Raw genomic sequence first — 13,559 nt, forward strand, 5'->3', positions numbered from 1 at the left:
GGACTCACTCCCGGGTCAGCCGTCCGGCCGAATGCACGCCCGGCTGGTACTTGGGAAGCCGGACGGTGATCTTCATGCCCGCGCCCATGGCGGTCTCGATGACGAGGCCGTGGTCGTCGCCGTAGACCTGGCGGAGCCGGTCGTCGACGTTGGAGAGCCCTATGCCGCCCGAGGGGCTGACCTCGCGGGCCAGGATGCGGCCGAGCAGGTCGGGGTCCATGCCGGCGCCGTCGTCCTCGATGACGACCAGGGCCTCGGCACCCGCGTCCTGGGCGGTGATCTGGATGTGGCACTTGCCCGAGGACACCGCCTTGCCCTCCAAGCCGTGCTTGACGGCGTTCTCGACGAGCGGCTGGAGACACAGGAAGGGCAGGGCGACGGGCAGCACCTCCGGGGCGATCTGGAGGGTGACGGAGAGGCGGTCGCCGAAGCGTGCCCGCACGAGCGCCAGATAGTGGTCGATGGCGTGCAGTTCGTCGGCGAGCGTGGTGAAGTCGCCGTGCCGGCGGAACGAGTAGCGGGTGAAGTCGGCGAATTCCAGGAGCAGTTCGCGGGCACGCTCGGGGTCGGTCCGGACGAACGAGGCGATCACCGCGAGCGAGTTGAAGATGAAGTGCGGGGATATCTGAGCCCGCAGCGCCTTGATCTCGGCCTCGATGAGGCGGGTGCGAGACTGGTCCAGATCCGCCAGCTCCAGCTGTACGGACACCCAGCGGGCCACCTCGCCGGCCGCCCGGACGAGGACCGCGGACTCGCGGGGCGCGCAGGCGACGAGGGCGCCGTGCACCCGGTCGTCGACGGTGAGCGGGGCGACGACCGCCCAGCGCACCGGGCAGTCGAGGAGGTCGCAGGTCAGCTGGAAGGCCTCGCCGCGGCCGGTCTCCAGAGGTCCGGCGAGGCGCCCCATGATCTCGCTGCGGTGGTGGGCGCCGTCGCCGTCCCAGACCAGGACCTGCTTGCGGTCGGTCAGGCAGAGGGCGTCCGTGCCGAGCAGGGAGCGCAGTTTGCGGGCGGACTTGCGGGCCGTCTCCTCCGTCAGCCCGGCCCGCAGCGGGGGTGCGGCGAGGGAGGCGGTGTGCAGGGTCTCGAAGGTGGCGTGTTCGACGGGGGTGCCCAGGCCGCCGAGGCTCTTGGGGCGTGCCGTGCGGCGGCCCAGCCAGACTCCCACGGCCAGGACCGGGAGCACGGCGACGCACAGGCCGGCCAGGAATCCGCTCATGCCGTCACCTCCGTGCGCAGTTCCTCGGGCAGGTGGAACCGGGCCAGGACCGCCGCCGTGGCCGGCGGCACCCGGCCGGGGGTGGCCAGGGACACCAGGATCATGGTGAGGAAGCCCAGCGGCACCGACCAGAGCGCGGGCCAGGCGAGCAGGGCGTGCAGCGCGCCCTTTCCCGGGTAGCCCGCCATGGTCGCGGCGACGGCGAGCAGGGCCGAGCCGCCGCCGACCAGCATGCCGGCGGCCGCGCCGGGCGGGGTGAGCCGCCGCCACCAGATGCCGAGGACGAGCAGCGGGCAGAACGACGACGCGGACACGGCGAAGGCGAGCCCCACCGCGTCGGCCACCGGGAGCCCGCCGACCAGGACGCTCGCCGCGAGCGGCATGGCCATCGCGAGGACGGTCCCGAGCCGGAAGTGCCGTACGCCGCGCGCGGGCAGGACGTCCTGGGTGAGCACGCCCGCGACGGCCATGGTGAGCCCCGAGGCCGTGGACAGGAACGCGGCGAAGGCGCCGCCCGCCACCAGCGCGCCCAGGAGGTCGCCGCCCACTCCCCCGATGATGCGGTCGGGCAGCAGAAGGACGGCGGCGTCCGTGTCGCCGGTGAGGGTGAGTTCGGGTGCGTAGAGGCGGCCGAGGGCGCCGTAGAGGGGTGGCAGGAGGTAGAAGGCGCCGACCAGGCCGAGGACCACGACGGTGGTGCGGCGGGCCGCGACGCCGTGCGGGCTGGTGTAGAAGCGGACCACGACGTGCGGCAGGCCCATGGTGCCGAGGAACGTGGCGAGGATCAGCCCGTACGTGGCGTACAGCGGGCGTTCCTCGCGGCTCTCGGCCTGTGCGGGCGACAGGTCGCCGCCGCCGCTGCGCTGCGCCTCGGGGACGGCCGCCCCCTCGGCGAACGTGAGCCGGGTGCCGCGTTCGACGCGGTGGGTGCCGGCGGGGAGATCGAGGCGGGTACCGGTGTGCGTACGGCCGTCCACGGTGCCGGTGACCGTGACGGTGAGGGGCCGGTCCAGTTTCAGGTCGATGCTGTCGCCGACGCGGACGACGCGCTGCTCGCGGAAGGTGGCCGGTTCGTCGAAGGCGTGGCGGGGAGCTCCGTCGCTCTGCCAGGCGAGGACCAGGAACAGGGCGGGGACGAGCAGCGCGGTGAGCTTCAGCCAGTACTGGAAGGCCTGGACGAAGGTGATGCTGCGCATGCCGCCGGCGGCGACGGTGGCGGTCACGACGACGGCGACGATCACTCCGCCGAGCCAGTCGGGCGCCCCGGTCAGCACGGTCAGGGTGAGTCCCGCGCCCTGGAGCTGGGGCAGCAGATACAGCCAGCCGACACCGACGACGAAGGCACCGGCCAGCCGCCGCACGGCCTGGGAGGCGAGGCGGGCCTCCGCGAAGTCGGGGAGGGTGTAGGCGCCGGAGCGACGCAGCGGGGCCGCGACGAAGAGGAGCAGGACCAGGTAGCCGGCGGTGTAGCCGACCGGGTACCAGAGCATGTCGGGCCCCTGGACCAGGACCAGGCCCGCTATACCCAGGAAGGAGGCGGCGGAGAGGTACTCGCCGCTGATGGCGGCGGCGTTGAGGCGGGGGCCGACGGTGCGGGAGGCGACGTAGAAGTCGGAGGTCGTGCGGGAGATGCGCAGGCCGAAGGCGCCGACCAGGACCGTCGCGACGACGACCAGGGCGACGGCGGGGACGGCGTAGTTGGAGTTCATCGGCGGGCGCCAGTTCGGTCGTCGTTCATCGGTCTTCGACGAGGCGTACGAAGTCGCGCTCGTTGCGCTCGGCGCGGCGGACGTACCAGCGGGCGAGCAGGACCAGCGGGGCGTAGAGGCCGAAGCCGAGGACGGCCCACTCCAGGCGGCGGGTGTCGGGCATCGCCGCGAACAGCAGCGGGAGCGGGCCGATGAGCAGGCCGAGGATCGCGAAGACGGTGAGGCCGGCGCGCAGTTGGGTGCGCATCAGGGACCGGACGTAGGTGTGACCGAGGGTGGTCTGCTCGTCGATCTCGGTGCGTGGGCGGTAGTAGCCGGAGGCCCTGCCGGACTGGCGGGGCGGGCCGGTGACGACGACGCGGCGCTCGGTGTGGTCCTGGGGCACCGTCACGTCCTCCTCATGAGCAGGTCGCGCAGTTCGCGCGCGTGGCGCCGGCTGACCTGGAGTTCCTCGGAGCCGACGAGGACGCTGACGGTGCCCGCGTCGAGGCGGAGTTCGCCGATGTGGCGCAGGGCGACGAGGTGGCGGCGGTGGATGCGGACGAAGCCGCGGGAGCGCCAGCGCTCCTCCAGGGTGGACAGCGGGATGCGGACCAGGTGGCTGCCCTTGTCGGTGTGCAGCCGGGCGTAGTCGCCCTGGGCCTCGACGTGGGTGATGTCGTCGACGGCGACGAAGCGGGTCACGCCGCCGAGCTCGACGGGTATGTGGTCGGGATCGGGTTCGCTCACGGGGATGCGGGGTGCGGTGCCGCGGAGCTCGGCGGCGCGCCGTACGGCCTCGGCGAGCCGTTCCTTGCGGACGGGCTTGAGGACGTAGTCGACGGCCTTGAGGTCGAAGGCCTGCACGGCGAAGTCCTCGTGGGCGGTGACGAACACGACGAGCGGCGGCCGGGCGAACCCGGTGAGCAGCCGGGCCAGGTCGAGGCCGTCGAGGCCGGGCATCTGGATGTCGAGGAAGACGACGTCGATCGCCTCGGGCCCGCCCGGGCCGGACTCCAGGGCCCGGTTGATGCGGCGCAGCGCCTCGGTCGCGTCGCCGGCGCCCTCCGCGCTGCCGATGCGGGGGTCCGCCTGCAGCAGGTAGAGCAGTTCCTCCAGCGAGGGGCGTTCGTCGTCGACAGCCAGGGCGCGCAGCATGAACCCGGAGTGTAGGGGGCGATCGGTACGTCTGGACATGCGCCGGGTGGACGTTCGCGCTGGATGCGGTGGCCGCGTCGGGCCGGGCGCGGGGTGGGGTGCCGGTGGATACAGTGCCCGCATGAACAGCAGGTCCACGCCGTTCGACGAACTCGACCGGAAGATCATCACCGCGTTGATGGCGAACGCCCGGACGTCCTTCGCCGAGATCGGCACGGCGATCGGGCTGTCCGCCACGGCGGTCAAGCGCCGGGTCGACCGGTTGCGGGAGACGGGCGTGATCACCGGGTTCACGGCCACGGTGAAGCCGTCGGCGCTGGGCTGGCGGACCGAGGCCTACGTCGAGGTGTACTGCGAGGGCGCGGCCCCGCCGCGGCGGCTCGCGGAGGTCGTGCGCGACTACCCGGAGATCACCGCGGCGATGACCGTGACCGGTGGTGCGGACGCGCTGCTGCATGTGCGGGCGCGGGACGTGGAGCACTTCGAGGAGGTGCTGGAGCGGATCCGCCAGGAGCCGTTCATCCGGAAGACCATCAGCGTGATGGTGCTGTCCCATCTGCTTCCGGAGAGCCCGGAGGCGGGTGCCAGCCACCCGGCGCCGGAGGAGGCCCCGGGCGGCGCAGCAGACGTGCGCTGACCGGCCCGAAGACGCAGCGTTCCTGCGCGGACGCGCAACCTTTGTTTCTTGTCGGCCCCCTCCGTCAGTTCCTACCGTTGGGTCAACACCCAGTCACACACCGTGAGGAAGCGGAGGGACCCCTCTGTGCCCGACTCCCGTGTGCCGCGCCGGCGGCGCTACCTCGTCTGCGAACCCAGACACTTCGCCGTGCAGTACGCGATCAACCCGTGGATGCATCCCGACGAACCCGTCGACGTCATCCGCGCCCTGGACCAGTGGCAGGCGCTGGTCGACACCTATCGTGCCCACGGCCATACCGTGGACACTGTGAAACCCGTGCCCGGTCTGCCCGACATGGTCTTCGCCGCGAACGCGGCGGTCGTCGTCGACGGCCGCGTCTTCGGCTCCCTCTTCCACGCGCCCGAGCGCCGCCCCGAATCGGTGCCGTACGAGGCGTGGTTCAAGGCCGAGGGCCACGAGGTCTATCACCCCGAGTCGGTGTGCGAGGGGGAGGGCGACCTGGTGCCGGCCGGCCGCTGGATCCTGGCCGGGACGGGCTTCCGTACCACCCGGGAGGCACACAGCGAGGTGCAGGAGTACTTCGGGGTGCCGGTGATCAGCCTGACGCTGGTGGACCCGTACTTCTACCACCTGGACACGGCGCTGTTCGTCCTGGACGAGGAGAACATCGCCTACTACCCCGAGGCGTTCTCGCCGGGCAGCCGCGAGGTGCTGGCCCGGCTGTACCCGGACGCGGTGCTCGCCACCCGCGAGGACGCGATGGCGTTCGGGCTCAACTCCGTCTCCGACGGACGGCACGTGTTCATCTCACCGGGGGCGACGGCCCTGGCCGGCCGGCTCGCCGACCGTGGTTACGTCCCCGTCCCCGTCGACCTGTCCGAGTTCCAGAAGGCCGGTGGCGGCATCAAGTGCTGCACCCAGGAGATCCGGGAGATCCGCTCATGACCGCACCCGTCCGCACCGACGACTCGCAGGGGGCCCGTGACCCGCGGGAGAGCCGTGGCTCGCAGGACCTGATCCGCGCGGAGGAGCCGGTCCTCGCGCACAATTACCACCCGCTGCCCGTGGTCGTCGCGCGCGCCGAGGGCACCTGGGTGGAGGACGTGGAGGGGCGGCGGTACCTCGACATGCTGGCCGGCTACTCGGCGCTCAACTTCGGGCACCGGCACCCGGCGCTGATCGAGGCGGCCCATCGCCAGCTCGACCGGCTGACCCTGACCTCGCGGGCCTTCCACAACGACCGGCTCGCCGAGTTCGCCGAGCGGCTGGCGGCGCTGACCGGTATGGACATGGTGCTGCCCATGAACACCGGTGCGGAGGCGGTGGAGAGCGGGGTGAAGGTGGCCCGCAAGTGGGCGTACGACGTCAAGGGCGTCCCGGCGGACCGGGCGACGATCGTGGTCGCCGCGGACAACTTCCACGGCCGTACGACGACGATCGTCAGCTTCTCCACGGACGAGACGGCCCGGGCGGGCTTCGGGCCCTTCACACCCGGCTTCCGGATCGTGCCGTACAACGACCTGGCCGCGCTGGAGGCGGCGGTCGACGAGACGACGGCGGCGGTGCTGATCGAGCCGATCCAGGGCGAGGCCGGGGTGATCGTCCCGGACGACGGCTATCTGGCCGGCGTGCGTGAGCTGACCCGCCGCAAGGGGTGCCTGTTCGTCGCCGACGAGATCCAGTCCGGGCTCGGCCGTACGGGCAGCACGCTGGCGGTCGAGCACGAGTCGGTCGTGCCGGACGTGGTGCTGCTGGGCAAGGCGCTGGGCGGCGGCATCGTGCCGGTGTCGGCGGTGGTCGGGCGCCGGGAGGTACTCGGGGTGCTGCACCCCGGGGAGCACGGGTCGACGTTCGGCGGCAACCCGCTGGCGGCCGCGGTCGGCACGGCGGTGGTCGAGCTGCTGGAGACCGGCGGGTTCCAGCGCCGCGCGACCGAGCTGGGCGCGGTCCTGCGGGACGGTCTGACCGGTCTGGTCGGCAAGGGCGTCGTCGGCTTCCGCTCGCGGGGGCTGTGGGCGGGCGTCGACATCGATCCCGCGCTCGGCACGGGCCGGGAGATCAGCGAACGCCTCATGCGGGAGGGAATCCTGGCCAAGGACACCCACGGCTCCACGATCCGCCTGGCCCCACCGCTCACCATCACGGGCGAGGAGCTCGAAGGGGCGCTCGGGTCGCTGGAGAAGGTACTGCGGTAAGAGGCGCAGGATCTGCGGCGGAGGCCCGGTCTGTCGCGGAGGCCCGGTGTGTGGCGGAGGCCGCCCGACAGGGGGCGGCCTCCGCCGGGCTGGGCGCGCCGCGAGCCACCCCGACCAGGTGCATCGCGAAAATGCGCCGGGCGTACGACCGTGTCGGCGGGGTGCGGGGCGTTGGGCCGCCCCGACCGGCCCCGTACAAACCGCCCCCGCATGCCGGAAGGGTGAAGATTGAGGCAAGAGGTGGTAGACCACTCTCAGCGACAGAGAGGTCGGCCGTGGGCGCACACGAGGAGTACGGCGTTGCCCGGCAGCGGTTCGACGTGGCCGACGCCGCGCCCCTGTTGCTCGATCCGCAGGGCGTGGTGACGGGCTGGACCAGCGAGGCCCGGCGGCTGCTGGCGTACCCGGCTGCCGAGGCGGTCGGCAGGAAGCTGGCGGATCTGCTGACCGCCGAGGACGCGCAGCGCGTGCCGGACCTGGTCGAGCGGTGCCGCAGGGACGGCGGCTGGACGGGGCTGCTGACGGCCCGCCACAGGGACGGGCAGCCGGTGAGGGTCGCGGCCCGGATCACCTCGGCCGAGGAGGCGCACGGCGCCTCACGCTGGCTGGTGCTGCTGTCGGAGCTGGCCGACGCGCCCGGCTGGGACATGAGCCGCACGGTGCTGGAACGGATGGTGGCCGACGCCCCGGTCGGTATCGCGATCGTGGACACGGACCTGCGTTTCGTGTGGTCGAACGCCGCCCTGGAGCAGTTCGGCGGCGGACCGCCGCCCCGGCGTCTCGGGCTGCGCTTCGCGGACGTCCAGCCGGGCCTGGACGCCCAGGCGGTCGAGGCGCAGATGCGGCACGTGCTGGAGACCGGCGAGGCCGTGGTCGGGTACGAGCACGTCGGCCATGTGGTGTCGGCGCCGCTGCGCGAGACCGCGCACATGCTGTCGTTCACCCGGCTCGACGACGACCGGGGCCGCCCGATGGGCGTGTACTACACGGTCGTCGACATGACCGAGCGGCACCGCGCCCGGCAGCGGCTGGCGCTCCTCGACCGCGCCAACGAGAAGATCGGCCGCAGCCTGGACCTCATGCGCACCGCGCAGGAACTGGCCGACGTGGCCGTGCCGGGACTGGCCGACCTCGTCACCGTGGACCTGCTGGAGACGGTGCTGCGGGGCGCCGAGGTGACGCCCGGACCGCTCGCGGACGCCGACTCGGTGGCGCTGCGCCGGGCGGGCCACCGGTCCGTGGAGGCGGGCGTCCCGGAGGCCGTCGTCGGGATCGGCGAGGTCGCGACGTACCCGGCCGGGTCGCCCCCGGTCCGCTGTCTGACCACGGGACGGGCCTGGCACGCGGAGCGGCTCGATCCGTCGGCCCGGGTGTGGGTCACGGACGTCCCGGGCGGCCGGCGGTCCACGTTCTCGGAGCTGGGCCTGCACAGCGTGATGGTCGTGCCGATCCGGGCGCGCGGCACCACCCTGGGCATCACCACCTTCTTCCGGCAGCGCCGGATGCCCTTCGACGAGGAGGACCTGCGGCTGGCCGAGGACCTCGTCTCCCGCGCGGCCGTCTGCGTGGACAACGCCCGGCGCTACACGCGCGAGCGCGACGCCGCGCTCGTCCTCCAGCGCAGTCTGCTCCCCCACCGGCTGCCCGAGCAGGACGCGGTCGAGGTGGCCGCGTGCTACCGGCCGGCCGACGAGCTGACCGGTCTGGGCGGCGACTGGTACGACCTCATCCCGCTGTCAGGAGCGCGCGTCGCGCTCGTCGTGGGTGAGGTGCCCGGGCACGGCATCGACGCCGCCGCGGCCATGGGGCAGTTGCGGACGGCCGTACGGACGCTGGCCGCTCAGGATCTGCCGCCCGAGGAGGTGCTGGCGCACCTCGACGACCTGGTCGCGCGGTCGGCCCGGGAAGACGGCGCCGAACCGGGCACGGCGGGCTCCGCGGGCCAGCAGTGTGTGGGCTCCGGGTGTGTGTACGTCGTCTACGACCCGGTCGACGGCGGGTGCGCGATGGCCGCGGCGGGCCATCCCGTGCCGGCCGTGGTCCTGCCCGACGGCTCGGTCACGTTCGTCGATCTCCCGCAGGGGCCGCCGCTCGGCGTGGGCGGGCCGCCCTTCGAGGCGGTCGAGCTGTCGCTCGCGGAGGGCAGCACCCTCGCCCTGCACACGGACGGGCTGCTGGCCCGGGCCGAGACCTGGGCCGTCGACGCCGGCCGGGAACGGCTGCGTGGGGCGCTGGAAGGGGCCGGCCCGCTCGAGGCGCACTGCCGGAACGTCGTCGACGCGCTGGTCCCGGCGCGCCCGTACGACGACGTGGCCCTGCTGATGGCCCGGACGAAACGCCTCGGCACGGAGCAGGTCGCGGCCTGGGACCTGGACCCCGACCCGGCCCTCGTCGCCGACGCCCGCCGCATGGCCACCCGGCAACTTGCCCGCTGGGGGCTTCAGGAGCTGGCGTTCACCACGGAACTGGTGGTGAGCGAGCTGGTCACCAACGCCATCCGGCACGCCACCGGGCCCATCCGGCTCCGTCTGATCCGGGAGCGCGCCCTGGTCTGCGAGGTCTTCGACAGCGGCGCCACCGCGCCCCATCTGCGCCATCCCCGTACGACGGACGAGGGCGGGCGCGGTCTGCTGCTGGTCTCCCAGCTGACCCAGCGGTGGGGCACGCGGTTCGTCCCCGACGGGAAGATCATCTGGGCGGAGCAGTCCCTGACGGAGCTCGCCGAGCTGCCCGTGGCGGCGCTCCTCGAGTGATGCCGGACACAGGTTCGCCCATACCGTGGGAAACTGGTCTGAACCCGGCAGTGGTGAGGCGGCAGCCATGACGGACTCGGCGATCGATTACACGGCGGTGTTCCAGGCCCTGCCCGGCATGGTGGCGCTGCTGACGCCCGAGCTGGTGTACGCGGACGTCAACGAGGAGTTCGTCCGGGTGTCCGGCCGCTCCCGCGAGCAGCTGGTCGGCCACTACCTGTTCGACGTCTTCCCGGACAACCCCAACGACCCGGCCTCGACGGGCATGCGCAACCTGGAGGCCTCGCTGTACCGGGTCCTGGCGACCGGGGAGCGTGACGCCATGGCCCTCCAGCGCTACGACGTCGAGGATCCCGAGCGGCCCGGGGAGTGGCAGGAGCGCTACTGGAGTCCGGTGAACGCGCCGCTGCTCGGCCCCGACGGCAAGGTGGCGCTGATCCTGCACCGGGTCGAGGAGGTCACCGAGCTGATCCGGGCCCGGGGCCGCTCGGGGGGAGGCCGGGGCGGCCGGTCCAGGGTCCTGGAAGCCGAGCTGTACACCCGGGCCCGCGAGCTCCAGGAGCTCAACGAGCGGCTGCGTCAGGCGCACTCCCGGGAGCGGGAGGTGGCCATGGTCCTCCAGGAGGCGATGCTGCCCGACCGCCGTCAGGTCAGCCACCACCACCGGGCCGCCGTCCGGTACCGGCCCGCCGTGGGCGCGCTCAACGTGTGCGGGGACTGGTACGACCTGGTCGACCTGGTCGGCGGCCACCGGGTCGGCGTGTCCGTGGGCGACGTGGTCGGGCACGGGCTGGAGGCCGCCGGCGTCATGGGCCAGCTGCGCAGCGCGCTCAGCGCGGCCTCCCGGGTCGCCGAGGGCCCGGCCCAGGCCCTGGACGTGCTGGGGCGTTACGCCCATGTGGTCGAAGGAGCGGAGTCGGCGACCGCCGTGACGACCTTCATCGACTTCGACCGGCACACCATCACCTACAGCAGCGCCGGCCACCTCCCGCCCGTACTGGTCCACCCCGGTGGCCGCGCCGAGTTCCTCGACCAGGCCACCGACACGCCGCTCGACGCCCGCCCCGACCCGATCCCGAGACCACAGGCCGAGACGTCCTTCACGCCGGGTGCCACACTCACGCTCTACACCGACGGCCTGGTCGAGCGGCGCGGCGAGGACATCGACACCGGCCTGACCCGTCTCGCCGACGCCCTGTACCGGAACCGGGAGCAGGATCCCGAGCGCCTCGCCGACACGGTGCTGCTGGAACTGCTGCCGCCCGGCGGCGCCACCGACGACACCGCGCTGATCATCGTGCGGCTGTGAGCCGGGGCGACCGGCTCAGCGGCGGGTGTTGCCGTGATCGAGCAGCCGGACGCGGTCCACGTTCTGCCGGTCCTCGGCGTCCGTGCTGGGCTCGCCGGCGAACCACGCGTCGAGGATCTCCTTCAGCAGCGGCTCGGAGGTGAGCCGCAGGCTGAGCGCGAGGACGTTGGCGTCGTTCCAGCGGCGGGCCCCGTCGGCCGTGTAGGCGTCCGTGCACAGGGCGGCCCGGACGCCGGGCACCTTGTTCGCGGCGATCGAGGCGCCGGTGCCGGTCCAGCAGCACACCACGGCCTGGTCGGCCGTCCCGTCGGCGACCTCGCGGGCCGCGGCCTGGGAGCACACCGCCCATTGGGGGTCGTCCCCGGGGCGCAGCGCGCCGTGCGGGCGCACCTCGTGCCCTCTCTCGCGCAGCGCGGCCACGAGGGAGCGGGCGACGGGCTCGTCCATGTCCGAGGAAACAGAGATCCGCATGCTTCGCAGACTACTCGGCGGGGCCGCAAGAACCAGCGGCTGGCCAGGCACCCCCTCGTATCCCGCCAGGCAGGCCGTTCGGCTTGCCGGTCACCCGCATGGAGCAGCACGCTGGTCCCGCGGTCCTCCCCAGCCGCACGAGCACCACCGGATGCACCTCTCTGACTGACCGTCAGTCAATCGGCAAAAGATCGGCCGGGTCCGGTCCCACGAGGTGCCCGGTGGCCATGCCTGCACCTACACTGGCACCCCACGACATGCCGGTTGACCTGCTGGAACGCGGCGGTTGAGTCCACCGCAAGAGTCGAGGAGCGCCCGCTTTGTTCTACTACCTGCTGAAATACGTGCTGCTGGGACCGCTGCTGAGACTGGTGTTCCGGCCTCGAATAGAAGGCCTGGAGCACGTTCCTTCGGAGGGCGCCGCCATCATCGCCGGCAATCACCTGTCCTTCTCGGACCACTTCCTGATGCCCGCGGTCCTCAAGCGGCGCATCACCTTCCTCGCCAAGGCCGAGTACTTCACGGGCCCCGGCATCAAGGGCCGGCTGACGGCGTCGTTCTTCCGCAGCGCCGGGCAGATCCCCGTCGACCGCTCCGGCAAGGACGCCGGGCAGGCCGCGATCCGCGAAGGCCTCGGCGTGCTGGGCAAGGACGAGTTGCTCGGCATCTACCCGGAGGGCACGCGCTCGCACGACGGCCGGCTCTACAAGGGCAAGGTCGGCGTCGCGGTCATGGCCCTCAAGGCCGGTGTCCCGGTCATCCCCTGCGCGATGATCGGCACCTTCGAGGCCCAGCCCCCCGGCAAGGTCATCCCCAACATCCACCCCGTCGTGATCCGCTTCGGCAAGCCCCTCGACTTCTCGCGCTACGCCGGCATGGAGAACGAGAAGGCCATCCTGCGCGCCGTCACCGACGAGATCATGTACGCGATCCTCTCCCTGTCCGAGCAGGAGTACGTCGACCAGTACGCGGCCGTCGTGAAGGCCGAGGAGGCCGCCGCCGCGAAGGAGCGGAAGTTCCCGCGCTTGCCGCTCAGTTGAGGTGTCTGCTGTCGGCAGAAGCCGCCTCCCCGGCCGGACCGGCGATCTACGGTCGAGGGATGAGACGTGCTGTGGTGATCGGGGCCGGCGGGCAGATCGGACGGCCGGCGGTGGAGGCGCTGGCGCGGGACGGCTGGGAGGTGACGGCCGCGTCGCGCGGCGGGGCACGGGACGAGAGCTGGCCCGCCGAGGTACGGGCGGTGCGGCTGGACCGCGAGGACGACGCGGCGCTCGGCTCGCTGATCGGCGGCGGCTGCGACCTCGTGGTCGACATCGTCGCCTACGGTGCCCGGCACGCCCGGCAGTTGACCGGGCTGGCCGACCGCATCGGCTCGGCCGTGGTCGTGTCGACGGTGACGGTGTACGAGGACGGCACGGGTCGCGGCTTCGACACGATGAGCGAGCCGGGCGGCTTCCCGCAGTACCCCGTGCCCGTGCGGGAGGACCAGCCGACGGTCCCGCCGGGGGACGCCACGTACAGCACCGGCAAGGCCGCCCTGGAGAGCGAACTCGTCGCGGCGGGCGACCGGTTGCCCACGACCCTGCTGCGCCCGGCCGCGATCCACGGTCCCCACAGCCCGCTCCCCCGCGAGCTGTACTTCGTGAAACGGAACCTCGACGGCCGGCGCAGGAGGGTGCTCGCCCACCGGGGCGAGAGCCGCTTCCACACGTCGGCCGCCCGCAACATCGCCGAACTGATCCGGCTGGCGGCCGCCCGGCCCGGCTCGCGCGTGCTCAACGCCTGCGATCCGCAGCCGCCGACGGTGGCCGAGATCGGGTCTGCGGTGGACGCGGTGATGGGAGTGGAGACGGAGACCGTCCTGGTGGACGGGGCGCCGCCCTCGCCGTCCGTGGGCAGCTCGCCCTGGTCGGTGGAGCTGCCGGTGGTCTTCGACATGACCGCGGCGGAACGGGAGTTGGGCTACCGGCCGGTCGTGTCCTACGCCGAGAGCCTGCCGGAGACGATCGACTGGCTCACCCGCCGGCTGTCCGGGCAGGACTGGCAGGAGGCGTTCCCGACGCTCGCCAGGGCCTATCCCGACCTGTTCGACTATGCGGCGGAGGACGCCTCGTTCGGGGCCTGAG

At 72.8% G+C, this 13,559-nt stretch carries 12 protein-coding genes; 7 read left to right on the top strand and 5 right to left on the bottom strand.

What is annotated here, in order from left to right; translation table 11 throughout:
- Window positions 1–4: 4 nt before the first annotated feature.
- Genes GTY47_RS36625 through GTY47_RS36640 form a run of 4 tightly spaced genes read right to left on the bottom strand, consistent with a single transcriptional unit; the run spans window position 5 to window position 4,065 of the window.
- On the bottom strand, window positions 5–1,219 hold the full coding sequence (locus GTY47_RS36625; protein ID WP_010041045.1) for a histidine kinase: 1,215 nt from the start codon (window positions 1,217–1,219) through the stop codon (window positions 5–7).
- Window positions 1,216–2,928 (bottom strand): cation acetate symporter, encoded by a 1,713-nt coding sequence (locus GTY47_RS36630; RefSeq protein ID WP_010041047.1) that lies wholly within the window; start codon window positions 2,926–2,928, stop codon window positions 1,216–1,218. The genes GTY47_RS36625 and GTY47_RS36630 overlap by 4 nt, the downstream gene beginning before the upstream one ends.
- Window positions 2,929–2,953: 25 nt before the next feature.
- Window positions 2,954–3,313, bottom strand: a complete 360-nt coding sequence (locus tag GTY47_RS36635) for a hypothetical protein (protein WP_029181255.1) — start codon at window positions 3,311–3,313, stop codon at window positions 2,954–2,956.
- Between the two features lie 2 nt (window positions 3,314–3,315).
- Entirely contained in the window at window positions 3,316–4,065 is a 750-nt protein-coding gene (locus GTY47_RS36640; RefSeq protein ID WP_010041051.1) for a LytTR family DNA-binding domain-containing protein, read from the bottom strand.
- 121 nt (window positions 4,066–4,186) lie between these two features.
- Between GTY47_RS36640 and GTY47_RS36645 the strand changes: the two genes are divergently transcribed.
- The 5 genes from GTY47_RS36645 (at window position 4,187) to GTY47_RS36665 (ending at window position 10,962) form a co-directional block, all read left to right on the top strand.
- Window positions 4,187–4,702, top strand: a complete 516-nt coding sequence (locus GTY47_RS36645) for an Lrp/AsnC family transcriptional regulator (RefSeq protein ID WP_010041053.1) — start codon at window positions 4,187–4,189, stop codon at window positions 4,700–4,702.
- Window positions 4,703–4,828: 126 nt separating this feature from the next.
- Entirely contained in the window at window positions 4,829–5,650 is an 822-nt protein-coding gene (ddaH, locus tag GTY47_RS36650) for a dimethylargininase (RefSeq protein WP_010041054.1), read from the top strand.
- Window positions 5,647–6,900 carry an ornithine--oxo-acid transaminase gene (gene rocD / locus GTY47_RS36655; RefSeq protein WP_010041055.1) on the top strand — a complete coding sequence of 418 codons (1,254 nt, stop codon included), beginning with the start codon at window positions 5,647–5,649 and terminating at the stop codon, window positions 6,898–6,900. The genes ddaH and rocD overlap by 4 nt, the downstream gene beginning before the upstream one ends.
- A 275-nt stretch (window positions 6,901–7,175) precedes the next feature.
- Window positions 7,176–9,653, top strand: a complete 2,478-nt coding sequence (locus tag GTY47_RS36660; protein WP_010041056.1) for a SpoIIE family protein phosphatase — start codon at window positions 7,176–7,178, stop codon at window positions 9,651–9,653.
- Between the two features lie 67 nt (window positions 9,654–9,720).
- Window positions 9,721–10,962: a SpoIIE family protein phosphatase gene (locus tag GTY47_RS36665; RefSeq protein WP_010041059.1), complete on the top strand. Its 1,242-nt coding sequence runs from the start codon at window positions 9,721–9,723 to the stop codon at window positions 10,960–10,962.
- 15 nt (window positions 10,963–10,977) lie between these two features.
- Here GTY47_RS36665 and GTY47_RS36670 read toward each other — a convergent pair whose 3' ends face one another.
- Window positions 10,978–11,433 carry an RpiB/LacA/LacB family sugar-phosphate isomerase gene (locus GTY47_RS36670; protein ID WP_029181256.1) on the bottom strand — a complete coding sequence of 152 codons (456 nt, stop codon included), beginning with the start codon at window positions 11,431–11,433 and terminating at the stop codon, window positions 10,978–10,980.
- Between the two features lie 320 nt (window positions 11,434–11,753).
- On the opposite strand from GTY47_RS36670, the gene GTY47_RS36675 reads away from it, so the two are divergent.
- Entirely contained in the window at window positions 11,754–12,473 is a 720-nt protein-coding gene (locus tag GTY47_RS36675; protein WP_010041063.1) for a lysophospholipid acyltransferase family protein, read from the top strand.
- A gap of 59 nt (window positions 12,474–12,532) precedes the next feature.
- A complete protein-coding gene (locus GTY47_RS36680; RefSeq protein ID WP_086012523.1) occupies window positions 12,533–13,558 on the top strand; it encodes an NAD-dependent epimerase/dehydratase family protein in 1,026 nt (341 codons plus the stop codon).
- Window position 13,559: the final 1 nt, after the last annotated feature.

It is taken from the genome of Streptomyces sp. SID5464, from assembly GCF_009862985.1.
GTDB classification, from domain to species: domain Bacteria; phylum Actinomycetota; class Actinomycetes; order Streptomycetales; family Streptomycetaceae; genus Streptomyces; species Streptomyces chartreusis_D.

Bases quoted from the DNA above. Each gene is read 5' to 3' on its own strand.
- GTY47_RS36625 (WP_010041045.1), bottom strand. From the start codon at position 1,219: ATGAGCGGATTCCTGGCCGGCCTGTGCGTCGCCGTGCTCCCGGTCCTG.
- GTY47_RS36630 (WP_010041047.1), bottom strand. From the start codon at position 2,928: ATGAACTCCAACTACGCCGTCCCCGCCGTCGCCCTGGTCGTCGTCGCG.
- GTY47_RS36640 (WP_010041051.1), bottom strand. From the start codon at position 4,065: ATGCTGCGCGCCCTGGCTGTCGACGACGAACGCCCCTCGCTGGAGGAA.
- GTY47_RS36645 (WP_010041053.1), top strand. From the start codon at position 4,187: ATGAACAGCAGGTCCACGCCGTTCGACGAACTCGACCGGAAGATCATC.
- rocD (WP_010041055.1), top strand. From the start codon at position 5,647: ATGACCGCACCCGTCCGCACCGACGACTCGCAGGGGGCCCGTGACCCG.
- GTY47_RS36665 (WP_010041059.1), top strand. From the start codon at position 9,721: ATGACGGACTCGGCGATCGATTACACGGCGGTGTTCCAGGCCCTGCCC.
- GTY47_RS36670 (WP_029181256.1), bottom strand. From the start codon at position 11,433: ATGCGGATCTCTGTTTCCTCGGACATGGACGAGCCCGTCGCCCGCTCC.
- GTY47_RS36680 (WP_086012523.1), top strand. From the start codon at position 12,533: ATGAGACGTGCTGTGGTGATCGGGGCCGGCGGGCAGATCGGACGGCCG.